The sequence below is a fragment of the Nocardia sp. NPDC004123 genome (assembly GCF_053603795.1).
Genome location: NZ_JBSGGG010000002.1, coordinates 105,039 through 127,346, shown reverse-complemented (window position 1 = coordinate 127,346; position 22,308 = coordinate 105,039). Strand labels below are relative to the sequence as shown.

The 22,308-nt window shown below is 70.3% G+C and carries 19 protein-coding genes; 6 read left to right on the top strand and 13 right to left on the bottom strand.

Annotation, left to right across the window (positions count from 1 at the left end; genetic code table 11):
- Positions 1 to 767: 767 nt before the first annotated feature.
- Positions 768 to 1,181, bottom strand: coding sequence for a nitroreductase family deazaflavin-dependent oxidoreductase (locus tag ACWEQQ_RS03040; protein WP_452346939.1), 414 nt, complete (start codon positions 1,179 to 1,181; stop codon positions 768 to 770).
- Between the two features lie 290 nt (positions 1,182 to 1,471).
- Between ACWEQQ_RS03040 and ACWEQQ_RS03035 the strand changes: the two genes are divergently transcribed.
- Positions 1,472 to 2,770 (top strand): ATP-binding protein, encoded by a 1,299-nt coding sequence (locus ACWEQQ_RS03035; protein WP_452338438.1) that lies wholly within the window; start codon positions 1,472 to 1,474, stop codon positions 2,768 to 2,770.
- A 61-nt stretch (positions 2,771 to 2,831) separates the two neighbouring features.
- Complete coding sequence (locus ACWEQQ_RS03030) at positions 2,832 to 3,473, top strand: response regulator transcription factor (RefSeq protein WP_356997136.1); 642 nt, start codon at positions 2,832 to 2,834, stop codon at positions 3,471 to 3,473.
- A gap of 171 nt (positions 3,474 to 3,644) precedes the next feature.
- Here ACWEQQ_RS03030 and ACWEQQ_RS03025 read toward each other — a convergent pair whose 3' ends face one another.
- The 4 genes from ACWEQQ_RS03025 to ACWEQQ_RS03010 form a co-directional block, all read right to left on the bottom strand.
- On the bottom strand, positions 3,645 to 4,799 hold the full coding sequence (locus tag ACWEQQ_RS03025) for a serine/threonine-protein kinase (protein ID WP_452338439.1): 1,155 nt from the start codon (positions 4,797 to 4,799) through the stop codon (positions 3,645 to 3,647).
- A 371-nt stretch (positions 4,800 to 5,170) separates the two neighbouring features.
- The gene (locus tag ACWEQQ_RS03020) at positions 5,171 to 6,169 is read right to left on the bottom strand and encodes a sucrase ferredoxin (RefSeq protein ID WP_452346938.1); all 999 of its coding nucleotides are present in this window, start codon (positions 6,167 to 6,169) and stop codon (positions 5,171 to 5,173) included.
- Positions 6,166 to 6,726: a YdeI/OmpD-associated family protein gene (locus ACWEQQ_RS03015; protein WP_452346937.1), complete on the bottom strand. Its 561-nt coding sequence runs from the start codon at positions 6,724 to 6,726 to the stop codon at positions 6,166 to 6,168. The genes ACWEQQ_RS03020 and ACWEQQ_RS03015 overlap by 4 nt, the downstream gene beginning before the upstream one ends.
- Before the next feature lie 24 nt (positions 6,727 to 6,750).
- Positions 6,751 to 7,515, bottom strand: a complete 765-nt coding sequence (locus ACWEQQ_RS03010; protein ID WP_452346936.1) for an alpha/beta fold hydrolase — start codon at positions 7,513 to 7,515, stop codon at positions 6,751 to 6,753.
- Positions 7,516 to 7,758: 243 nt separating this feature from the next.
- On the opposite strand from ACWEQQ_RS03010, the gene ACWEQQ_RS03005 reads away from it, so the two are divergent.
- Complete coding sequence (locus ACWEQQ_RS03005) at positions 7,759 to 9,336, top strand: ArnT family glycosyltransferase (RefSeq protein ID WP_452346935.1); 1,578 nt, start codon at positions 7,759 to 7,761, stop codon at positions 9,334 to 9,336.
- A gap of 79 nt (positions 9,337 to 9,415) precedes the next feature.
- Here the strand turns inward: ACWEQQ_RS03005 and ACWEQQ_RS03000 are convergent, their stop codons facing one another.
- The 3 genes from ACWEQQ_RS03000 to ACWEQQ_RS02990 all read right to left on the bottom strand — a co-directional run bounded on the left by ACWEQQ_RS03000 (position 9,416) and on the right by ACWEQQ_RS02990 (position 13,481).
- Positions 9,416 to 11,053, bottom strand: a complete 1,638-nt coding sequence (locus ACWEQQ_RS03000) for a DNA polymerase Y family protein (RefSeq protein ID WP_452346934.1) — start codon at positions 11,051 to 11,053, stop codon at positions 9,416 to 9,418.
- A gap of 178 nt (positions 11,054 to 11,231) precedes the next feature.
- The gene (locus ACWEQQ_RS02995; RefSeq protein ID WP_452346933.1) at positions 11,232 to 11,984 is read right to left on the bottom strand and encodes a hypothetical protein; all 753 of its coding nucleotides are present in this window, start codon (positions 11,982 to 11,984) and stop codon (positions 11,232 to 11,234) included.
- 513 nt (positions 11,985 to 12,497) lie between these two features.
- Complete coding sequence (locus ACWEQQ_RS02990; RefSeq protein ID WP_452346932.1) at positions 12,498 to 13,481, bottom strand: SDR family NAD(P)-dependent oxidoreductase; 984 nt, start codon at positions 13,479 to 13,481, stop codon at positions 12,498 to 12,500.
- Between the two features lie 181 nt (positions 13,482 to 13,662).
- Between ACWEQQ_RS02990 and ACWEQQ_RS02985 the strand changes: the two genes are divergently transcribed.
- The gene (locus ACWEQQ_RS02985) at positions 13,663 to 17,019 is read left to right on the top strand and encodes an error-prone DNA polymerase (protein WP_452346931.1); all 3,357 of its coding nucleotides are present in this window, start codon (positions 13,663 to 13,665) and stop codon (positions 17,017 to 17,019) included.
- A 105-nt stretch (positions 17,020 to 17,124) separates the two neighbouring features.
- Here the strand turns inward: ACWEQQ_RS02985 and ACWEQQ_RS02980 are convergent, their stop codons facing one another.
- Positions 17,125 to 18,114 carry a hypothetical protein gene (locus tag ACWEQQ_RS02980; protein ID WP_452338447.1) on the bottom strand — a complete coding sequence of 330 codons (990 nt, stop codon included), beginning with the start codon at positions 18,112 to 18,114 and terminating at the stop codon, positions 17,125 to 17,127.
- Positions 18,115 to 18,284: 170 nt separating this feature from the next.
- Here ACWEQQ_RS02980 and ACWEQQ_RS02975 point away from each other — a divergent pair, with 170 nt between their 5' ends.
- Positions 18,285 to 18,515: a DUF167 domain-containing protein gene (locus ACWEQQ_RS02975; protein WP_364605282.1), complete on the top strand. Its 231-nt coding sequence runs from the start codon at positions 18,285 to 18,287 to the stop codon at positions 18,513 to 18,515.
- A gap of 11 nt (positions 18,516 to 18,526) precedes the next feature.
- On the opposite strand, the gene ACWEQQ_RS02970 is transcribed toward ACWEQQ_RS02975, so the two are convergent.
- On the bottom strand, positions 18,527 to 19,003 hold the full coding sequence (locus ACWEQQ_RS02970; RefSeq protein ID WP_379435626.1) for a tRNA (cytidine(34)-2'-O)-methyltransferase: 477 nt from the start codon (positions 19,001 to 19,003) through the stop codon (positions 18,527 to 18,529).
- A 26-nt stretch (positions 19,004 to 19,029) separates the two neighbouring features.
- Here ACWEQQ_RS02970 and ACWEQQ_RS02965 point away from each other — a divergent pair, with 26 nt between their 5' ends.
- Positions 19,030 to 19,347 carry a DUF3017 domain-containing protein gene (locus ACWEQQ_RS02965; protein WP_379394784.1) on the top strand — a complete coding sequence of 106 codons (318 nt, stop codon included), beginning with the start codon at positions 19,030 to 19,032 and terminating at the stop codon, positions 19,345 to 19,347.
- An 88-nt stretch (positions 19,348 to 19,435) separates the two neighbouring features.
- On the opposite strand, the gene ACWEQQ_RS02960 is transcribed toward ACWEQQ_RS02965, so the two are convergent.
- The 3 genes from ACWEQQ_RS02960 to ACWEQQ_RS02950 form a co-directional block, all read right to left on the bottom strand.
- Positions 19,436 to 19,597 (bottom strand): hypothetical protein, encoded by a 162-nt coding sequence (locus tag ACWEQQ_RS02960; RefSeq protein ID WP_167659831.1) that lies wholly within the window; start codon positions 19,595 to 19,597, stop codon positions 19,436 to 19,438.
- Between the two features lie 179 nt (positions 19,598 to 19,776).
- Positions 19,777 to 20,895 carry a homoserine O-acetyltransferase MetX gene (metX, locus tag ACWEQQ_RS02955; RefSeq protein ID WP_452347083.1) on the bottom strand — a complete coding sequence of 373 codons (1,119 nt, stop codon included), beginning with the start codon at positions 20,893 to 20,895 and terminating at the stop codon, positions 19,777 to 19,779.
- A 41-nt stretch (positions 20,896 to 20,936) separates the two neighbouring features.
- Complete coding sequence (locus ACWEQQ_RS02950; RefSeq protein WP_452338448.1) at positions 20,937 to 22,286, bottom strand: bifunctional o-acetylhomoserine/o-acetylserine sulfhydrylase; 1,350 nt, start codon at positions 22,284 to 22,286, stop codon at positions 20,937 to 20,939.
- Positions 22,287 to 22,308 lie beyond the last annotated feature (22 nt).

Here is a 22,308-nt window from a genome sequence, read left to right as displayed (position 1 = left end):
TTCGGGTGATTGGCTCGAGCCGACGGCGCGCCGGGCTGCGGCGGGCCAGGATGATCGTAGGAGAGCAGTTGTCCAGTCCACTCGTGTCCCGTACCAGCAGAATTTTCGCCGCTGCCCTGATGGCCGCCGCACTCGCCGGGGCTCCGGCCATCGCCGCCGCAACCACCGGTGACCCCGGCGGCACCGCGAGCACACCAGCGGCCACCACACCCGACGCCACCGGCACGGGCGGCGGCACTGCGGCGGGCACCGGAGCGGGGACGGGAACTGGGGCAGGGACCAGCTCGACTCCCGGGTCTCCGGACGGGTTGAATCCCGGTGGGCCCGGTATCCCCTCGTCCCCCGCCCCGGTCGCCCCGACGTCCCCGAGCTCGACGGCGACACCGACACCCGTGCCGACTCCCCCGACTTCGACACCGACACCCGTGCCGACTCCCCCGACTTCGACACCGACACCTGTGCCGACTCCCACGACACCGAATCTGACCGAACCCTGCGATCTGACCGACACCGCCTGCCTGATGGCCAATCCCCAGGATCCCAACAGCCCCCTGAACCCTGACAACCCGGCGAGCCCGTACTACTCCCAGAATCACCAGCAGGATGACTCGACGATCCCCGGTGCCGGACAAGACGATTCGGACACCCCCGGTACCGGACGGGGCGGTTCGAACAACCCAGGACGCGGGCTGGGCGGACTACTGCCGAGCCTCAGCGGCTAGCTCGAGCTTCAAAGCTCTGCCGTCAGGTGGGATCCGCTGTTTGTTTCAGGCGGTTTCGCGGTACACCGCGATCACGGGAATCTTGCGGGTCGTCTTGACCCGGTATTCGGCGAACACCGGCATGAGCTCGACCATGCGGTCATAGAGCTCGTCGGCTTCCGGCCCGGTGACGAATTCCGCCTTGCCCGTGAATGTTTCGTCACCGACCTCCACCGTGAGCCGGGGATCGGCACGCAGGTTGTGATACCAGGCGGGATGCTTGTCCGCGCCGCCGTTGGACGCGATGAGAACGATGCGCTCACCGTCGGGGACGTAGACGAGCGGATTGGTGATCGCCCGGCCGGATTTCGCCCCGGTCGTGGTGATCAGCACCATATTGGTCCGCCCCTCGAACGTCCCGCCGACCTTCCCGCCGTTGGCCCGAAACTCCTCGATCACGGATTCGTTGAATGCGTTCATAACCCCTGTCCTGTTCCAGATCTGCTGCTGCCAACCGAGCGGGCCGTGGAGAAATTCCGCTTCGTCAGTGGGCGGGGCAGGGAGGCTGCGGTCCGGTCGGAGCTCGGGGGCGGCCATCCGGTCCGGTCGGGGCGCGATCGGCCGCGGGACCGGAGGACCCCGGGCCGCATCCGATAGCCGACCAGGTCAGCGTGTCTTTCCCGTCCGGTCCGGACAAAACGGCGCCTCAGGGATCGAATCGGGGTGTTTCCCGATGTCGGGTGTCACCGGGCCGTGCCAGTATCGAAGGCATGTATCCGTCCGCGCCCCTGTACGACCCTGCCCGCGGGGCGGTCACTCCCGTGACCCAGCCCAAGCTGGTGCGGCGTACCGGCGGGCGCATCGTGGGTGGGGTCGCGGGCGGGCTCGCCGATCACCTCGGGATCGACGTGTTCAAGGTGCGGATCGGCTTCGTGCTGCTGTCCGCGCTGGCCGGGGCCGGGATCGTGGCCTACGGGATGCTGTGGATCTTCACGCCCGCCGGGGGTGACGCGGCTCCGCCGACCGGGTCGGAGCGGCGGCAGGCCATCGGATTGGCGCTGCTCGGGATGGCTTTGGCGGTCGCCACCGCGTGGGTGTTCAACGGGACGGCCGCGCATGTGGTGGGGCCGATCATCGTGGTGGCGGTCGGTGCGGCGCTGGTGTGGCGCGAATTCGACGCGGACGGGCCGAGATCCGTCATCGGGCTGCCCGCCAAACCCTCGGTGGTCACCTGGGCGCGCATCGTCGGCGGGGCCACCCTCATCGTGGTCGGGCTGGGCGTGGTGGTGCTGGGGCGGATCAACCTCAGCTCGCTGGGGTCGGCGCTGCTGGCGGTGGCGGTGACCCTGGTCGGGGCCGGGCTGCTGACCGTGCCGCTGTGGCTGCGCATGATGCGCGCGCTGAATGCCGAGCGCTCGGCGCGGATCCGCAATGACGAACGCGAGGAGATCGCCTCGCACCTGCACGATTCCGTACTGCAGACGCTGGCCCTGATCCAGCGGCAGGCCGGCGACCCGCAGGAAGTGGTGCGGCTGGCCCGCAGTCAGGAACGCGAGCTGCGCAAGTGGCTGTTCGAGGACACCGGGCCCGCGCAGTCCAGCCTGGCCGCCGCGCTGCGTACCATCGCCGGCGAGGTGGAGGACCAGCACGGGGTGAAGGTCACCCCGGTCACCGTGGGCGACGTGTCCATGGACCTCGACGACAGCGGAATCGGGCTGCCCAAGGAACATTTCACCGCGCTGCTCGGGGCCGCCCGGGAGGCGCTGGTCAATGCCGCCAAGCACGCCGGGGTGCCGACCATCGACCTGTACGCCGAGGTGGAGCCGCATCAGGTCAGCGTCTTCGTGCGCGACCGCGGCAAGGGCTTCGACCCGGACGCGGTGTCGAAGGACCGGCAGGGCGTGGCCAAATCCATCCACGCCCGCATCGAACGCCGCGGCGGGCACGTGGAGATCAAGTCCGCGCCCGGCAACGGCACCGAGGTGCGAATCTTCATGCCGCGCAAGGACGGTGGCGACGAACGGCTGGTGGTGCAGACCGACACCCCGGAAGACGCCACCCAGCTGTGAGCCGCGGAGTGTGGTACCGATGGGGTCAGGGTTCGGTTCGGCGTCAGGTGAGGAGTCTTAGGTGAGCGTCCGGGTCTTTCTGGTCGACGATCATGCCGTGTTCCGGTCCGGGGTGCGGGCGGAACTGAGCCGCGAATCCGATATGGAGGTCGTCGGCGAGGCGGGCGGGGTGGCCGAGGCCATCGCCGGGATCAAGACGACCGCGCCGGACGTGGTGCTGCTGGACGTGCACATGCCCGACGGGGGCGGGGTCGCGGTGCTGCAGGGCATCGATCCGGGACCGGTGTGCCTGGCGCTCAGCGTCTCCGACGCGGCCGAGGACGTGATCGCGGTGATCCGGGCGGGCGCGCGCGGGTACGTCACCAAGACCATCTCGGGGCCGGAGCTGGCCGACGGGATCCGCCGGGTCTCCGGTGGCGACGCGGTATTCTCGCCGCGGCTGGCCGGCTTCGTACTGGACTCCTTCACCGGCAGGTCGCCGGTGCCCGAGCCCCCGCTGGACCCGGAACTGGACTCACTGACCCCGCGCGAGCTCGAGGTGCTGCGCCTGCTGGCGCGCGGCTACACCTACCGCGAGATCGCCGAGACTCTGTTCATCTCGGTGAAAACGGTCGAGACGCACGCGTCGAACGTACTGCGCAAGACCCAGCAGTCGAACCGGAACGCTCTCACCCGCTGGGCCCACCGCCGTCGTATCGACTGAGCTCCCCCGCCTCCCCGAGCCTCCAGCGCCCGGCTGAGTGCCGTTGCCCGTTTCGCATACGTGCCGGCGGTTGGGTGCCGAACCGATTTCGAAGGTACCCGACGAGTTACCCTCGCCGCGCGAAATCAGTTGTCGCTTTGGGCGTCTGAAAACCTCGGCCGCCAGCAGCCGCTAGATCACGACCAAGATCACGATGATGATCAGCAGGCCGATGAGCAGGCCGATCGCCACCGCGAGCGGGCCCGCGTTCGGGCCCAGGGCGCTCAGGTCGAAGCCCTTCGACTTGGGTTGCGGGGCAGCCGGAGCCGCGGCCGCCTGCCGCTGCGGGCGGGGGAGCGGGCTGGAGTGCGGGCTGCGCAGCCCGGCGGCGGAATTGCGGGCCGCCCAGGCCGGGATCGTCCCGTCCTCGGTGCGGACCGGCGCGCCCAGGATGTAGGGCGCGGTGCCGGGACCGAAGGCGGCGGTGAGGATTTCGTTGCGCGCCTCGGTCATGGTGGGGCGGCGCTGCGGGGCCGGCTCCATCATGTGCAGCAGCACCTCGGTGAGCGGGCCGCTGCGGGCGGGCGGGGTGATCTGGGCCATGGCGGCGCGTTCCACGATGACATCGCTGTCCTCGTCGAAGCCGTAGGGCGGCCGCCCCTCGATGGCGGTGTACAGCGTTGCGCCGAGCGAGAATACGTCGCTGGCGGTGGTGGGGCGGGCGCCGCGCGCGACCTCCGGCGGCAGGTAGGCCGGGGTGCCGGTGATGACGTCACCGATCTCCTCGGTGGCGTCGTTGGCGCCGCTGGAGATGCCGAAGTCGCTGAGCTTGACCTTGCCGACCTCGTCGCCGCGATCGGCGACCAGGATATTGCCCGGCTTGATGTCGCGGTGCACGATGCCGGCGGCGTGCGCGGTCGCCAGCGCGTCCGCCACCTGCGCGCCGATCTGCGCCACCTCGATCGGGGACAGCTGATCCACCAGCGCAAGGGCTTTGGCCACACTGCGCGAGGGCAGATACTCCATCACCAGCCAGGGCTCACCGGCCTCCAGCACCACGTCGTACACGGCGATGGCGTGCTCGTGCGACAGCTTGGCCGCCACCCGGCCCTCGTGCATGATCCGGCTGCGGACCTCCTGCGCCTCCTCCTCGCTGAGCCCCTGCGTGGTGAGGACCTGCTTGATGGCGACATCGCGGTGCAGCAGCCGATCGGTCGCCAGCCACACGGCACCCATGCCACCACCGCCCAGCTTCGACTGCAGGCGGTAGCGGCCGGCCACCAGATAGTCGGGGCCGACAATGGGACGGGCGCGTTCGGTCACGGGTGCAGGGTATCGGAAAACCATCCTGACTGGCCTGCTTCGAAACCCGAGGTTTGCTGGGCATCCGGGTGCAGACCTGGGTATTTCTTCCAGACCCATACGGACACAGCGCGTTTCGCTTCTCGGCGCCTGCGCGCCCGGCCTGGAGAGAATCTTGCGGGCCTGCTGGCTTTCCGGGTGAAACTGACCGAACGGCGACAGTCACCGCCGCCGCGACAGTCCTCGGAGGCTCGCGCGGACCCGCCTCTTATCACAATGTGCAGTGAAGGGGCCCGCCCCTATTTTTCGGGGGTTTCTTTTTGTGGCTTTGGACTCGATGACTCGTCATATTCGTGAACATGTCGCACGCTACTGAGCGAACTCTAATTCCGAACCTGTAATTCGCCGGCCGGCCGTCACGCGAATTGCCTTATATGGTCGACCTCTACTGCGGTGGCGGGTTTCGGGGCGGCGCCGCAGCTGGCCTGGCGAGGCGAGTAGGCGAGGGTGCGGGTGGTGACCAGCCAGCTGCGCCCATCGCGATGGGTGACCCGGGCCGCGCCCGCGAAAGTGGCCGGGTCGGTCGCGTATTCGGTGTCGTCCGGGGCCGGTTCGACGGTGAGGTCGTCGATGCCCGCGGTCGGATCGGCGTCCCCGGGGACCGTGGTCGCCAGCCCGCTGTCGTCGAGGAGCGGGGTGGTCAGGGTGTAGGAGGCATCCGCGATGCGCTGGCGGACCGCGACTTCCGCGACCTGCTCGACCGAGGTGTAGCAGCTGCGGCCGCGCAACCCGGTGAGCGAGACCTCGCCCTTGTCGGCGGCGGCGAGCATGGCGTGGGCCGAATCCTCGTCCAGGCGGCCGTAAGTGAGCCCGGTGGGGAGGACGATGACGGCGGGGGCGAAGCGGTGGCCGCCGGTGTGCGAGCACTCCCACACCCGGTTTGGGTGGGCGGCGGACAGGCTCGCGGCGATGGGGCGGCCCAGCAGCGCGCAGCACTGATCGCGTTTGCCGTGCGCGCAGACCAGGACCAGCGGATCCGTCACAGCCGCACCGATTCCCGGGGCCGGGCCGTTGAGCAGGTGCAGGTCCAGATCCAGCAGCTCACGCAGGTCACTGATCTCGAGGCGCTCGCACCAGGATCCCTCCGGCCGCGAACTGGCGAGCAGAACCGTTCGCACACCCGTGAATTCCTGGCGCCCGGGCCGCCGGATCAGGGTCGGCCGGACGTGCGCCGCCTTGGTACGCGCCGCCAGTTCGGGCGTGATGTCGGGCCCGAGCACCTCGTCGCCGATCACATCGCGACCCCACGCCCCGGGCTGCTCGACGCACAGCCAGCCGGTGATGCGGGTCGCGCTCCCGGGTAGCGGGACCTCCAGCGCCGCAGCCGAACACGACAATCCCTCGAACCCCGTCACAGTGGCTTCCCGTCGATCAGCTTCCGGATCACCTGCGCCAGCCGCCGCGCTCGCGCCTCCGGCCGCACCGCGCTGCCCAGGTGGCAGCCGACCGCGATGCGCGACTGCGTGGGCAGCGTTTCGAAGAAGGCCGCCGCCTCCGGATGCCGGGCCAGCGCCGCCAGGAAATCCTCCGGCAGATCCCGGCCGACGGCATTGTTCCAGCGGCCGTCCGCCCTGGCCCGGTCCACCTCGGCCTGCCCGGCCGGATGCATGAGCCCGGTCGCGATCAGTTCGTCCACCAGCCCGACATCGCGCTGCGACCACTGGCTGCGGGGGCGGCGCGGCGTGAAACCCATGACGAAGAAGTCCTCGTCGAGCTTCTTGGACTGCCCGTCGATCCAGCCGAAGCGCAGGGCCTGCCGCAGCGCGCCGTCATAGTCCAGCGAGGCGTACCCGGAGCCCTTCTTCGCGAACTTCAGCCAAATGCCGTCCACCGCTGCGTGATTGGCCGACAGCCAGTCCTGGAACGACTGCTCGTCGGGAAACCACAGCGTGGGACGCTCGGATGCGGACACCGTTCAACTGTAGATTCCGGCAGCTCAGTGCCCCAGAAAGGGGAGCACTTCGGCCTCGAACCGGTGGTAGCGGTCGCGGTGGATGCTGTGCCCGCACCCGAAGGTGCGAATCGTGCAATCGGGCAGGCTCGCGCGCACCTGCTCGAGCTGGTCCGGGTCCACCATGCCGCCGGGTCCGCCGCGCAGGAACAGCGTGGGCGCGGTGATGTCGGACAGCCCCTCCCACCACTCCGGATAGGGCTTGCGGAACTGCTCGAGCGCCACCCCGGTCATGGAGCGATCGAAGGCCAGCACCGCCCGCGGATGCCGGATGATGCTGGTGGTGGCGTGCCACAGTTCCGGGATCGACGGCAGCCTGCGCGTGAACCGCATCTGCTCGCCGCCGGAGCGCAGCGGCAGCGGCTGTTCCTCGATCACCAAGCGCCGCACCAGGTCCGGGCGTTCCATTGCCAGCCACGAGATGGCGTATCCGCCGAGCGAGTGGCCGACCAGATCCACCGTTTCCAGTCCGAGCCGATCGCACAGCCGCAGCAGGTCGGCCCCGAATTCCGGGAATCGGTAGGAGGCGGTGTGGGCGCTGCGTCCGTGCCCGCGCAGGTCGGGGATGATCACCCGGCGTCCGCGCCGCACCAGCTGGGTGGCGAATCGATCCCAGGTGTGCCCGTCCCCGCCCATGCCGTGCACCAGCACCACGGGTGTGTCGCTGTAGAGATGCCCGCCCGTCGCGCCGGAATCCCGGTAGGCGATCCGGACGTCTTCGAACTCGACCCGGGTGACCGCTGACTCCACGATGGTCCAGAGTACGGATAGGGGTCCGGGTGGCGCCCCAGTTTGTGTGCAGCGCCATATCGATTTACCGATTCGGTTGCCTATTCATTCGGATGGCGAATGATGGCGAAACCCTGCACATCCTGGCGTGATATCCGCTTGCTACGGCATGTGAAATAGATCACTTTCACATTGTCGATAATCGGTCAACCGTGACGGTAGCGTCATTGCCCGATTCACCAATAGCTTTTCTGCCGGGGAAATATGGTTCTCAATGCTGCCGCCCCCGCGGTCGATCTCCAGGATCTCCAGGAACCGAACCCGCCGCGGCCCACCTTCGCTACGGCGTGGGTCCTTCTACTAGCCGCACTCAGCGGGGCCTTTCTCGCCGTCCCCACGCTGCGCTACGACTTCTTCGGCGACGAACTGTATTTCGTCGCCGCGGGCGCGCACCGCAGCATCACCTACGCCGACCAAGGCGTGCTCATACCGCTGATGGCCCACCTGGCCGACGCCGTGGCGCCCGGCTCGGCGCCCGTGTTGCGATTGCCGGCGGTCCTGATGACCGCGGCCGCGGTCGTGATCAGTGCCGCGGTCGCCTACGAACTGGGCGGCTCGCGCACCGCGCAACTGCTCGCGGCCGCCGCCTACGGGGTCTCGCCACTCGCCGCGACCCAGGCCGTCCAGCTGAGCACCTTCTCCTTCGACGCCACCCTGCAGGCCGCCGTCATCTGGTTGCTGATCCGCTGGATCCGCACCCGCGACGACCGGCTGCTCGTCGCGCTCGGCCTCGTCGCCGCCATCGATCTGCAGGTCAAATGGTTCATTCCCACGATCCTGCTGTGCCTGGGCGCGGGCGTGCTCGTCGCGGGACCGCGGCAGCTGCTGTGGCGGCCCGCGTTGTGGCAGGGCGCGGCGATCTTCGCGGTCTCCGCGGTGCCCGGTCTGTGGTGGCAGCACACGCACGGCTGGCCGGCGCTGGCCATGAGCAAGGTGATCGGCGCCGAGCAGGACGCGGCCGGCGGCGGGCCGCTCGCGTGTATGCCGCAGATGATCGGACTGACCGGCTTGCTGGGCGGGCTGCTCGTCGGCTGGGCCTTCTGGTGCCTGGCCCGGCAACGCTGGCTGCGGCCCTACCTCTTCATGCTCGTCGCCTCGGCGCTGCTGGTGCTCGTTGTCCTCGTCGGGCACGGACGGCCTTACTACACAGCGGGATTCCTGCCCGTGCTGTTCGGCATCGGCGCGGCCTCGCTGCCCTACTCGGTGAACGACCGCGGCGGCCGCTTGCTGCGAGTCGTCGCGCCGCCGATCGTGGTGCTGTCGCTGGCCATCATCGCCGCGCTCGTGGTCACCCTGCCGCAGCCGCCCTCCCGCGTGCACGGCGCCATCCGGAACCAGGCCGACTTCGCCATGCGGACCAGCATTTTCGGCTCCTCGGGATGGTCCGATCTGACCGCGAAGGTCGCCGACGCCTACCGGCAGCTCCCGGAGGCGGAACGCCCGAAAGCGATCATCGCCCAGAACTATTGGCAGGCGGCCGCGATCCAGAACTTCGGGCGCGACTTCGACCTGCCGCCCGTCTACAGCCCCAACCGCGGCTTCGGCTACTTCGGCCCGCCGCCGTCGGACACCGACGCCATCCTCTACGTCGGCCTCGACAGCGCCGAACCCACCCTGCGGCGGCAGTTCGGCGAGGTGACAGTCCGTGCGCACCTGAACATTCCGAACGGATTCCCCGGCGTGAACACCGATATCGCCATCGCGGTCTGCCGCGAACCCGTGCACCCCTGGGCCGAACTCTGGCCCACCATGATGGATCTGCGCCTGCCGCTGGGCATTTGAGCGGCACCGCCGCAAGGGATTTGAGCGGCACCGCCGCAGGGCATCTGAGCGGCACCGCCGCAGGGCATTTGAGCGGCGCCTACTCGTAGAGCCCCTCCACATGCCAGGCGCTGTTGTAGCCGAGCAGGAGCAGCGCGCGCAGGCGGGTGGCGTCCTCGGCGTCCAGCTGCACCTGGGCGCGGGCGGCGAAGCCGTGCTCGAAACGGTGTGTCCACCAGCGATCGTCGACCGGCCAGGGTCCGGCCCAGCCGGTCAGCCGCCAGGAGCTGCTGCCCCAGTGCAGGTGGGCGGGATCGGCGGTGAACAGGCCGCGCTCTGTGACCCAGATCGGGGAACCGTCGGCAGCCTCCAGGCGCACCTCCGGATGATGGGTGAGCACCAGTGCCGGAGCGGGCTCGGGAAGCCGGCCGGGCCAGGGCTGGGCCGGATCGGTCGCGGGCACCGGCTCGTCACCGAGGGTGACCATGGTGATGCGCTCCCCCGGGCCGCGACCGCCGCTGAGCACACCCATGCGCACGGCGTCACCGCCCAGCAGACTCTGCACCCGGATCAGCGCGCGGCGCGCCCGCTCCTCGTCCTCGCCGACCCCACCCCACAGACCGAGCTGCAGGGCGCCGGCCGACACCACCTCGACGGGTTCCAGGCGCAGGAGGGTGACGGCCGCGTTCGGGCCGGCATCCCAGTCGTCGTGTGCCTCCGGCGCATCGGGAGCAGCGGCGCGGGTCCGGCCACGATCGAGGGCACGGCGGGTGAGCCAGCCGTCGAGCTGCCAGCGGATGCGGTCGGCGGTGCTGTCCGGGGTGAGCGGTTCGGCGCAGCGCCAGATGCGGGAGAACTCCTCGCCCGCTTCGGTTTCGGCGTGGATGACCAGGCGGGTGCAGGCCACGGCGGCGGCGGACAGCTTGGTGTGCAGCTCGGTGGCGAGCAGGCGGCCCGCGAAGGCGGCCATGTCGACACGGTCGATCGGAGGATCGCAGCGGTGCTCCACGGTCAGGTCGGCGGCGGGCAGGCGAGCGGCGGGCGGGCGCTCCGGGACCGCGCGGGCGCAGCGGTGCGCGATGATCGCGTCCGCGCCGAACCGCGACGCCACCTCGGCGGGGGTGAGGGCCGCGAAGTCGCCGATGCGGCGCAGGCCCAGCCGGTGCAGCAGATCCACCAGTTCGACGCGCTGCGGCGCGGCCAGCACCGGTTCCACCGCCAGCTCCGAAACCGGCATGGGCGCAAGGAATTCCGCGCCTCGGCCGGACGGGACCAGGGTGGCGCGGCGGGCGGCGAAGACCGCGGTGGACAGCTCGTCGGCAATGCCGATCTGGCATTCCACGCCGACCGCCGCCACGGCGTCCACCAGGCGCTCGGCGGCGGCCTCCTCGGAGCCGAAGAACCGCGCCGCGCCGCGCGCCGAGAGCGCCAGCATGCCCGGGCGCAGCACCTCCACGCCCGGCACGGTCGCGTCCACGGCCGCCACCACGGGTTCGAACAGACGGGCGTCGCGATCCGGATCGTCCTGTGCCACCAGCAGATCCGGGCAGCGGCCCTGAGCCTCCCGCTTCCGCAGACCCCGGCGGATCCCTTCCGCCCGTGCCACCGCCGTACAGGCCACCACCCGGTTGGCCGCGAGCACCGCCACCGCGCGAGTGGCCTCCGCGCCCGCCTCGGCGGCCGCCGCCACCGCGGGCCAATCCGGGCACCACACCACGAGCACCCGCCGCGCCTTCACGACCGGCCTGCTCTCGCGGCGCTACCGCAGCGGTCGGCAGCCGGACGACAATCGCGGCGGTCAGCCCGCGACATGACGCCCGCCCACACCTGGGGGCACCCGGAAGGCGCGGGAAATCCGCTGCGCCGCAGGCGCTATCGCCTGGCCTGAGGTGGTCGGGGCGGCGGTCGGCAATCGGTCAGGACGCGGCATGACGCGCCGGGCGCAGTGGTTCGGGAGCGGCGGCGGGCCGGGCGGGGCCGGGGGTGGCGACCCATTCGACGCGACCGTCGGTGGGGCTGAGGGCCAGGTGGCCGGAGCGGAGTTGGGCGGAGCGTCCGCGGACGGAGACGTCGAGGCGGACGGTGCGCAGGCGGCCGCAGCCGCGGCCCAGGCCGCTGTATCCGGCGACCCGGGTGTCGATGTGCAGGGCGGAACCGGACCAGGAACCGTTGGTCACCATCAGGGTGGAGTTCTTGCTGCGGGCGCGGGCGGCGAGGATACGGGCGCGGGACATGGGGACGGCGAGACCGTTCAGCCCGAGCACCACCAGGTCCAGGCCATCCAGCAATACGGAGGCAACTTCGAGCGGGTCGGGTCCGGGATCGGAGACCACCGCCAGCCGGTCGAGCCGGGCCCCCATCTCCGCGGCGGCCAGCAACCCCAGCCGCGGCAGCCCGACCACCGCGGCATGCCCCCCGGAGCCCGTCACCGCGGCCAGCAGCCCCGAGATCAGCGACCCCGCGCCGTTGTAGACGACCACCGACCCCTTGGCCAATCCGCCATCGGGTAAAAGGTTTTCGAGCGCCCCCGGCACCGGCAAGGACTCCCGTCGCGGCTCCTCGGACACGGGCACATGGGCCGCCACCTCGGCCCCGCGCGCGGGCACGGCGGCCATCCGCCGCCGCAACTCGGCCAACTGCGCCCGCCTGGCCTCCGCAGCCGCACCCATCCAGTGACCACCTCTCCCAGTCGACGGGACCCAACCCTCGGCAACGCAAGCCAGCACCGAGCCAGCTACCTAACATAATCGAAAGTTTGTTCGATCAATGCACAGTAGAACTCGAATCCCAGGACGCGTCAAGAGGCGTGTGATCAAGCGTCGTATCCGTCACGCTGCCCGAGCGTCGGGAGTACCGCCGCGACCGGCGTCACACGAGGTGGTTGCGGAGCCAGGCGGTCATGAGGGGGAGGACCTCGGGAAGCTTGGAGGCGGCGACGTGGCCGGTGCCTGGAATTCGCCGTGCCGGGTTATTTCGATGCTGGTGCCTGCCGGAGCTTCGGCCTTCGGCGCACCCGCGGCTGCTCGGGGCCGACAACATCAGGTGGGCAACGCTTTTCCCGCGTGACGCCCACCGGGTGCGGCCCTGAGCAGGGCGGTTCCCGGGTCAGCGGGTGGTCACCAGTAGGTGCCCGGGACCAGCCGGGCCGCGCGGCGCAGGGCGGTTCCCGGGTCAGCGGGTGGTCACCAGTAGGTGCCCGGGACCAGCCGGGCCGCGCGGCGCAGGGCGGTTCCGGTGACGCGGACCGCGGGCGGGACGGTGCGGCGGCGTTGCGGGACAACGATGTCCACGTCGGCCGTCTCCGATTCGGGCACCGCCTCGCCCTTGGCGGCGGGGGAGTCGGGGATGGCGCGGTAGTAGCGGTGCAGGACCCGTTCCTTGATGCCGGGCGCGAACATGGAGCCGTACTCGGCCAGGGTGCCGAGCGGCACGTCGATGCGGCGGGGGCGCTCGGTGAGGGCCCGCACGATGAGCGCCGCCGCCCACTCCGGGGATTGGGTGCCGGTGCCCTGGTCGCCGCTCGGGGTGATCATGGGGGTGCGGACCAGCGGCATGTGGATGGTGGTGAAAGTGATGTTGCTGGAACGCATTTCGGCCGCGGTCACCTCGGCGAACTTGTCCAGGGCGGCCTTGCTGGCCAGGTAGGCGGCGAAGCGCGGGGTGGCGACCTGGACGCCGGCGCTGGAGATGTTCACGATGTGACCGTCGTGGCGCTCCCGCATGCCGGGCAGCAGGCCCAGGGTCATGCGCACCGCGCCGAAGTAGTTGACGGCCATGGTGCGCTCGAAGTCGTGCATGCGGTCGGTGGAGCGGTGCACGGCACGGCGGATGGAGCGGCCGGCATTGTTGACCAGCATGTCGACGTGCCCGTGGGTGTCGAGTACGGCCTGCAGGGTCCGGTCGACCGAGTCCTGGTCGGTGACATCGCACGGGTAGCCGAACGCGGCGCCGCCCGCGGCGGTGATCTCGTCCACCACGGTGGACAGCTCATCGGCGCGGCGGGCCAGCAGGATGACGACCGCGCCCTTCTCGGCGACGGCGAGCGCGGCCGAGCGGCCGATGCCGGAGGATGCGCCGGTGATGACGACGTGCTTGCCGGCCAGATCGCGGCGGGCGCGCCGTCGGGCCAGGTAACCGGTGCCGTTGTCGCCCGAGGTTTCAGTCATCGCTGCTCCCTTGCAGGTGGAATTGCCTGTAACTTACTCCAAAGTAAGTTAACGCGCCACGGTGTGGTTGCCCACCCCCGAATCGGCCTCCGGGGATTTGGTGCGTGCCGCTGTAGAGACCAATCGGTTTCGAATGTATGTTCGATACTCGAGACCGGTCGGATTGCGGAGGAGGTGCGTCATGGGCTGGCACAACGGCCCGCCTTCGTGGGCGGAGATGGAACGGGTGCTGTCCGGACGGCCCGATCCCGCGCGCAGGCCGGTCGACGGCGACGGCGGCGACAGCCCGGCCTGGTCGCGGAAGCGGGAGAAGTACGAGGCCGGAGAACTCGGGCGGGTCGCGCGATCGGCGGTGCCGTACGCCGAGCTGCACACGCACTCGGCCTACAGCTTCCTCGACGGCGCCAGCCAGCCCGAAGAACTCGTGGAGGAAGCCGTGCGACTGGGCCTGGAGGCCCTCGCGCTGACCGACCACGACGGGTTCTACGGCGTGGTGCGGTTCGCGGAGGCGGCGCGGGAATGGCGGATGCCGACCATCTTCGGCGCCGAGCTGTCCATCGGCACCGCGGCCCGCGCCGGTGCGCACCTGGCGCCCCGCGGGCGGCGGCGCGGTCGCGAATCCGAGTCGGACGCACTGAATTCCGAGCCGCGCACCGGCACACCCGACCCGGCCGGACCGCACCTGCTGGTGCTGGCGCGCGGGCAGGAGGGGTACCGGCGGCTGTCGCGGGAGATGGCCGCCGCGCACATGGCGGCGGGGGAGAAGGGCATCCTGCGCTACGACCTGGAACGGCTCACCGCCGCGGCGGGCGGGCACTGGCACATTCTCACCGGCTGCCGCAAAGGGACTGTGCGACAGGCGCTTCGGCAGGGCGACGCGGCGGCCGAGGCGGCGCTGCGCGATCTGATCGAACGGTTCGGGCGCGAGCACGTGAGCGTGGAGCTCACCCACCACGGCATCCCCGAGGACGATGAGCGCAATGCCCGGCTCATCGCCCTCGCCGACCGGGTCGGGCTGCCCGTACTCGCCACCACCGGAGCACATTTCGCGGCCCCGCCGCACCGGCGCCGAGCCATGGCGCTGGCCGCCATCCGGGCCCGCTCCAGCCTCGACGACATGGCCGGCTGGCTGGCCCCCACCGGCGGCGCGCACCTGCGCTCCGGCGACGAGATGGCGCGGCTGTTCGCCGCCTGCCCCGAGGCGGTGGCGAATGCCGTTGCGCTGGGCCGGGACTGCGCGTTCGACCTGCGGCTGATCGCGCCCCAACTGCCGCCCTTCGACGTGCCGGACGGCCACGACGAGAACTCGTGGCTGCGCGAGCTCACCCTCCGCGGCGCGGCCCGCCGCTACGGGCCCCGGGCCGGGAGCCCGGACGCCTATCGGCAGCTGGAACACGAACTGGACGTGATCGCCACCCTGAACTTCCCGGGCTACTTCCTGGTCGTGCACGACATCGTCAGCTTCTGCCGCGACAACGACATCCTCTGCCAGGGCCGGGGTTCCGCGGCCAATTCGGCGGTCTGCTACGCCATCGGCATCACCAATGTGGACCCGGTCGCCAACAAGCTGCTGTTCGAACGGTTCCTGTCGCCGGAGCGGGACGGGCCGCCCGACATCGACGTGGACATCGAATCGGATCGGCGCGAGGAGGCCATCCAGCACGTCTACGCCAAGTACGGGCGCGAATACGCGGCACAGGTGGCCAATGTGATCACCTATCGCGGGCGCTCCGCGGTGCGGGATGCCGCACGCGCCCTGGGCTTTTCGACCGGACAGCAGGACGCCTGGAGCAAACAGGTGAGCCGCTGGACGGGCGTGGCGGAAGAGCAGCACACCGACATCCCCGGCGACGTCCTCGCGCTGGCCGGTGAATTGGAGGGTCTGCCAAGGCATTTGGGCATCCACTCCGGCGGCATGGTGATCTGCGACCGGCCCATCGCCGACGTGTGCCCGACCGAATGGGCGCGCATGGCCGATCGCAGTGTGCTGCAGTGGGACAAGGACGACTGCGCGTCGGCGGGACTGGTCAAGTTCGACCTGCTCGGGCTGGGCATGCTGTCGGCGTTGCACTACATGATCGACCTGGTGGCCGAGCACAAGGGGCACACCGTCGAACTGCATCGGCTGGACCTGGGCGAGGAAGCCGTCTACGACATGCTGTGCCGCGCCGACTCCGTCGGCGTCTTCCAGGTGGAGTCCCGCGCGCAGATGGCGACCCTGCCGCGCCTGAAGCCGCGGAACTTCTACGACCTGGTGGTGGAGGTGGCGCTCATCCGGCCGGGACCGATCCAGGGCGGGTCGGTGCACCCCTACATCCGTCGCCGCAATGGCAGGGAGAAGCCCGATTACGACCATCCGGCACTGGAGAACGCGCTGGAACGCACCCTCGGCGTCCCGCTGTTCCAGGAGCAGCTCATGCAGATGGCCGTGGACGTCGCCGGATTCACCGCCGCCGAGGCCGATCAGCTGCGCCGCGCCATGGGATCCAAACGGTCACCGGAGAAGATGGAACGGCTGCGGGCCCGCTTCTATCAGGGCATGAAGGACCTGCACGGCATCACCGGCGAAGTGGCCGACCGCATCTACGAGAAGGTGTACGCCTTCGCGAATTTCGGTTTCCCGGAAAGCCATTCGCAGAGTTTCGCCTCACTGGTGTTCTACTCGGCGTGGTTCAAGCTGCATCACCCGGCCGCCTTCTGCGCGGGACTGCTGCGCGCCCAGCCGATGGGGTTCTACTCGCCGCAGTCGCTGGTCGCCGACGCGCGACGGCACGGGGTGGTGGTGCATGGGCCCGACATCAACCACAGCCTGGCCGAGGCGACCCTGGAGGCACAGGGCCTGGAGATCCGGCTGGGGCTGGCCGCGGTCCGGCACATCGGCACCGAGCTGGCCGGACAGATCGTGGCCGCCCGCGAGATCGGGCCCTACACCACGTTTCTCGACCTCACCGGGCGCGTGGAGCTGAGCGTGCCACAGGCCGAAGCGCTGGCCACCGCGGGCGCGCTGACCAGTCTCGGCGGCACCCGCCGCGAGGCGCTGTGGGCGGCGGGCGCGGCCGCCGGGGAACGGCCCGACCGGCTGCCCGGCACCGGCGCGGCCACCGCCGCACCCGCCCTGCCCGGGATGAGCGCGCTGGAGCTGGCCGCCGCCGACGTGTGGGCCACCGGCGTCTCGCCCGGCAGCTATCCGACCGAATTCCTGCGCGAGCGCCTCGACGCGCTCGGCGTCATCCCCGCCGCGCAGCTGCTCGACATTCGCGACGGCACCCGGGTTCTCGTCGGCGGCGCGGTCACCCACCGGCAGCGTCCGGCCACCGCGGGCGGGGTCACCTTCCTCAATCTGGAGGACGAGACCGGCATGGTGAACGTGGTCTGCTCGGTCGGCCTGTGGGCCCGCTACCGCCGCCTGGCCACCACCGCGCCCGCCCTGCTCATCCGCGGGCGGGTGCAGAACGCCGAGGGCGCGGTCACCATCGTCGCCGACCATCTGCAGCGCATGGACCTGCGCATCGAGGGCCGTTCCCGCGACTTCCGCTGAACGCGGCCGCCGGCACCATATTTCGGTTGTCGCATCGAACGGCGCGCCCGCGCTTCGGGTGAGAGGCAGCGCGCGCCAAGGGTTTTCGCCTGAATCGGCGAACGGCTAGAAGTCGCCGCCGCCGGAATCGCCGCCGCCGCCGAAGTCACCGCCGCCACCGGAGTCGCCGCCACCGAAATCGCTGCCGCCGCCGAAGTCGTAGTCGCCGCCGCCTCCGCCCCACTCCTGGGGGCCGGGGTCGTAACCGCCGTAGCCGCCGGATTCCGGGGGCGGGCCGTATTCCGGGCCGCGGTCGCGCTCGTGTTCGCCTTCCATCCGGCCGAGTTCGTAGCCGAGCAGGCCGCCGCCCAGGGCGCCGCCGACCGCGCCGAGACCGGCCGCAGCACCGGGGCTCATACCGGGACGGCCACCGCCGTAGGGCGGCGCGGGCGGGCCGCCGTAGCCCGGGCCACCCGGGGCGTAGCCACCGCCGAAACCACCGCCGCCGAACGGGGCGGGCGGCGGCGGGGTGCCGCGGCGACGGCGGAGGAACGCGACGACCGCCGCGACGATGCCGCCGATGACCAGGATCGGGCACAGCAGGCCCAGCCAGCCCCAGCCGCTGCTCTTGCTCTCGGGCTTGGCGGCGGGCTGGTGCGCGGGCGCCGGGTTGCCGGCCTTGACGCTGGTGGGCGCGGCCTGATCGGCGGCCGTCTTCAAGGCGCCCAGCGCCGCGATGGTCGCACCCGTGTAATCGCCGCTGCCGAGCGCGTTTCCGAAGGCGGTCCCCGCGGGCGTGGTGTCGCGGATGTGGGAATTCGCGCCGGTGCGGATGGTCAGCCACTTGGTCTTGGTATTGACGGCCAGCACCACGTCGGTCGGATTCTTGACGTGGGTCTGGGTCTCCGTGTCGAACTTGGCCCGATCGTCGGAGTACTTCTCGGTGGTGAAGATCTGTACCGGATCCGTCAGCTGCAGCGCGGCATTCGTCACCTTGGTGACATCGAGCACCTTGGAATCGTCGTGAACGGTGACCGGCCCGGCCGCAGCCGTACCCGTCGCCAGCAGGATCACCCCCGCCACCGCCGACAGCAGCAACAGCAAACGCTTGACCATCTGAACTTTCCTTCCCGGGCGACCTTCCTGCCGCCGCGGCATCGCCTGCGACACTACGACGTCCCCGCCTCGATCGCTGCCCTCGAGCCTGTGCGCTGTATCGCAGGCCCCGCCCGTTGACCCGGACCACCTCCGCGACAATGGGGTCGGGCGCGGGAAGGGAGTGCGGCGTGTCGACAGTGGTCCGGGCGACCATCAAACCCGGTAGCAAGAAGGGGCCCCTGGTCGAGATCCTCGACGATGGCGCGCTGCAGCTGTACGTCCGCGCCCCGGCGGTGGAGGGCAAGGCCAACAAGGCAGCCATCGAGCTGCTGGCCGCCCACTACGGCGTCCCCAAATCCGCGGTCCGCCTGACCGGCGGCGCGACCTCCCGCTTCAAGCGCTTCGAAATCGACGACTGATCCCCGGAGACTCAGACCGCGCCCGGAAAGCCCAGCTGCCGCCAGGCCTCGTAGACGGCGACGGCCGCGGCATTGGACAGATTCATCGAGCGCCGGCCCGGCAGCATCGGGATGCGCAGCTGCTCGGTGACGCGGGGATCGGCGAGCACCTCCTCGGGCAACCCGGTCGGCTCGGGCCCGAAGAGCAGCACATCGCCCGAGCGATAGGCGACATCGGTGCTGTGGGTGGTGGCCGTCGCGGTGAAGGCGAAGACCCGCTCGGGCCGAATGGCATCCCACGCGGCGGCGAGACTCTTGTGCACGGTGACGACGGCCAGGTCGTGGTAGTCCAACCCGGCCCGGCGTAGCTTCGGCTCGGATAGGTCGAAGCCGAGCGGTTCGATCAGGTGCAGTTCGCAGCCGGTGCCGGCCGCCAGCCGAATGGCATTGCCGGTATTCGGGGGGATGCGAGGTTCGAAGAACACGAGATGGAACACGGGCTCCAGCATCGCAGAGGGCCGGATAAGCTCGTCCGGTGACTCCAGCCCATGCCGCACCCGAGAGCCGTAGCAGTCGTGCGGGGGAGTTCGTCCGGGGCAATCTGCCCATACTGCTGGTAGCGGTGGTGCTGGTGGTGGCCGTGGTCTTCCTGGCCTGGGACCGCTGGCGGCGCGGCACCTTCTTCTTCGGCGGCGGGACGCTGCTGGCGGCGGCACTGCGGCTGATTCTGCCGACCGACCGGGCCGGTCTGCTCGCCGTGCGCAGCAAGGGTTTCGACGTCGCCTGGCTGACGGTGCTGGGCGGCGCGATCATCGCACTGGCCGCGACCATCAGCAGCCTCGGCGTCACCTAGACCGCGCCGAGGTCGGGGCCGCGACCGGAGTCGCGGCACTGAATGTTCGATCGGAGGGTGGCCGCGAACCCGCGGCGCTGGGGGATTGCTAGACCGAGGTTATGCGGCGGCCGAGTTCGCGGCGCAACACTTCCTGGTCCGGGAGTCTGTGCAGGACACGGAGTATGGCCGGGCGAAGTTCACGCTGCTCGTCCTCGGAGAGCAGATCGACGAGATCGCGTAGATCCATGTCATCGAATGCGGCGGTCATGCCTGAATACATTACGGGTGCCGAGCCTTGCGCACACGTATTCCGGGCCGTCGGTTACGGAGGTGTCATGTGCGCGAAACCAGAAGCGCGTCACGGCAATTCGCGTGAAACGGACACGATACGCGAGGTAACGCGCCTCCGGTGAGGCAGCGGAGATGCAGCGGACGGGCAGCGTTGTTTCAGCGGTCCGACTCGCGCTGGGCGCGGGCCAGGTCCATCGTCTCCAGCATGAGCTTGCCGACCGCCTCGGTCTCGGTCAGGAACCCGTCGTGACCGTCCCGGGACCGGATGATCTCCAGCCCTTTGGAACCCGGCAGCAGATCGGCCAGCTCCTGCTGGGTACGCAGCGGATACAGTCGATCCGAGTCCACCCCGCCGACCACGCACGGCACCGGCGTGGACCCCAGCGCCGCCGCGATACCGCCGCGGCCACGGCCCACGTCGTGGCGGTTCATGGCCTCGGTGAGCAGCACGTAGGTGGCCGGGTCGAACCGCGAGATCAGCTTGTCGGCCTGGTACTCCAGATAGCTCTCCACCGCGTAACGCCCACCCGCCCACGGGTCCTCGTCGCCCTGGGCATGGTTCTCGAAGCGGTGGTCGAGCTCGAACTCGGTGCGATAGGTCAGGTGCGCGATGCGCCGGGCGACGCCCATGCCGGTCATCGGGGCGCGCCCGGTGCCGTGGTAGTTGCCACCCTGCCAGTCCGGATCGGCCGTGATGGCCGCGATCTGGGTGGTCTGGGTGCCGATCTGGTCGGCGGTGCCGCGCGGGCCGACCGCCAGCACCAGGGCCGCCCCAACCCGCTCGGGCCGGGCGATCATCCATTCCAGCACCCGCATGCCGCCCATGGAGCCGCCCACCACGGCGGCCAGGCGGTCGATGCCGAGCAGGTCGAACAGCGTGATCTCGGCGGTCACCTGATCGCGGATGGAGATCTCGGGAAATCGTGCGCCCCAAGGCTTTCCGTCCGCCGCCAGCGAGGACGGCCCGGTGCTGCCCTTACAGCCGCCGAGCACATTGGTGGCGATGACGCACCACTCGTGGGTGTCCACCGGCGCGCCGGGGCCCACGATGCCGTCCCACCAGCCGGCCTGGCCGTGGTGCACGTCGGCGGGGCCCACCACGTGCGAATCACCGGTCAGCGCGTGCTCCACGAGCACCACGTTGTCCGCGTTCGCCGATAGTTCGCCCCACCGCTGCACAGCCAGCGTGACATCGGGAATGACGGCTCCGGTCTCGAGCTCGACATCCCCGATGGCAATGCTGCCGAGCGTCCCGTCGGGCGGCGGCAGCAGCAGCTCCGCCGCGTGCCGGGACCTGTTCGATTCGATGTTCACGGTCAATTTGCCGCCGCCGTCAGTCCGGCGCGCAGATCCGCCAGGATGTCACCGATCCCCTCGATACCCACGGCCAGCCGGACCAGACCAGGTGTGACACCGGAAGCCAGTTGCTCGGCGGGCGTCAGCTGGGAATGCGTGGTGGAGGCCGGATGGATGACGAGCGAGCGCACGTCCCCGATGTTAGCGACATGGCTGTGCAGCACCAGCGCCTCCACGAACTTCTTGCCGGCGTCCACGCCGCCGGCCAGCTCGAAGGAGACGATGGCGCCGACACCCTTGGGCGCCAGCTGTTTGCCCCGCTCGAACCACGGGGAGCTGGGCAGTCCTGCGTAGTAGACCTTCTCGACGCCGGGCTGCTCGGTCAGGAACTCGGCCACGGCCTGGGCATTGGCCACATGCCGTTCGACGCGCAGGCTCAGCGTCTCGATGCCCTGCGCGATGAGGAAGGCGTTGAACGGCGACACCGCCGCACCCAGATCGCGCAGCAACTGCACCCGCGCCTTGAGCGCGTAGGCCGGTGCGCCGAGATCGGCGAACACGGCGCCGTGGTAGCTGGGATCCGGGGTGGTGAAACCCGGGAAGCGGGACTCACCCGCCGCGTCCCGCACGGTCCAGTCGAAGTTGCCGCCGTCCACGATCACGCCCGCGACCGCGGAGCCGTGCCCGCCCAGGTATTTGGTGGCCGAGTGCACGACGATGTCCGCGCCCAGTCGCAGCGGCTGGATCAGGTACGGCGTGGCGACGGTGTTGTCCACGATCAGCGGCACGCCCGCCGCGTGCGCGACCTCGGCGATGCCGGGGATGTCGAGCACCGAGCTGCTCGGATTGGCGACGGTCTCGCCGTAGAACGCCTTGGTGTTGGGCCGCACGGCCGTGCGCCACTGCTCGAGATCGTCCGGATCCTCGACGAAGCTGACCTCGATGCCCAGCTTGGGCAGCGAGTAGTGCAGCAGGTTGTAGGTGCCGCCGTACAGGTGCGGGCTGGCCACGATGTGGTCGCCGGCCTGCGCCAGATTCAGGATCGCGTAGGTTTCCGCGGCCTGACCGGAGGCCAGCAGCAGCGCGGCCACACCGCCCTCGAGCGCGGCGATGCGTTGCTCCACCGCGTCCTGGGTGGGGTTCATGATGCGGGTGTAGATATTGCCCGGCTCGGCGAGCCCGAACAGCGCGGCGGCGTGATCGGTGTCGCGGAAGGCGTAGGAGGTGGTCTGGTAGATGGGCAGGGCGCGGGCTCCGGTGGCCGGATCGGGAGCCTGTCCGGCGTGAATCTGCTTGGTCTCGAAGGACCAGCCGGCCGGATCCAGGGTGCCGTCAGCCGAGACGGCCGCGGGCGCGGTCGAGTCACTCATGTGTTCTGCTCCAAAAACAAGG

Coding starts and splice junctions, on each gene's coding strand:
- ACWEQQ_RS03025 (WP_452338439.1), bottom strand. CDS start 4,799: ATGGTTTTCCGATACCCTGCACCCGTGACCGAACGCGCCCGTCCCATT.
- ACWEQQ_RS02990 (WP_452346932.1), bottom strand. CDS start 13,481: ATGACTGAAACCTCGGGCGACAACGGCACCGGTTACCTGGCCCGACGG.
- ACWEQQ_RS02960 (WP_167659831.1), bottom strand. CDS start 19,597: ATGACCGCCGCATTCGATGACATGGATCTACGCGATCTCGTCGATCTG.
- ACWEQQ_RS03005 (WP_452346935.1), top strand. CDS start 7,759: ATGGTTCTCAATGCTGCCGCCCCCGCGGTCGATCTCCAGGATCTCCAG.
- ACWEQQ_RS02995 (WP_452346933.1), bottom strand. CDS start 11,984: ATGGGTGCGGCTGCGGAGGCCAGGCGGGCGCAGTTGGCCGAGTTGCGG.
- ACWEQQ_RS02950 (WP_452338448.1), bottom strand. CDS start 22,286: ATGAGTGACTCGACCGCGCCCGCGGCCGTCTCGGCTGACGGCACCCTG.
- ACWEQQ_RS02980 (WP_452338447.1), bottom strand. CDS start 18,114: ATGGTCAAGCGTTTGCTGTTGCTGCTGTCGGCGGTGGCGGGGGTGATC.
- ACWEQQ_RS03035 (WP_452338438.1), top strand. CDS start 1,472: ATGTATCCGTCCGCGCCCCTGTACGACCCTGCCCGCGGGGCGGTCACT.
- ACWEQQ_RS03040 (WP_452346939.1), bottom strand. CDS start 1,181: ATGAACGCATTCAACGAATCCGTGATCGAGGAGTTTCGGGCCAACGGC.
- ACWEQQ_RS02985 (WP_452346931.1), top strand. CDS start 13,663: ATGGGCTGGCACAACGGCCCGCCTTCGTGGGCGGAGATGGAACGGGTG.
- ACWEQQ_RS02970 (WP_379435626.1), bottom strand. CDS start 19,003: ATGCTGGAGCCCGTGTTCCATCTCGTGTTCTTCGAACCTCGCATCCCC.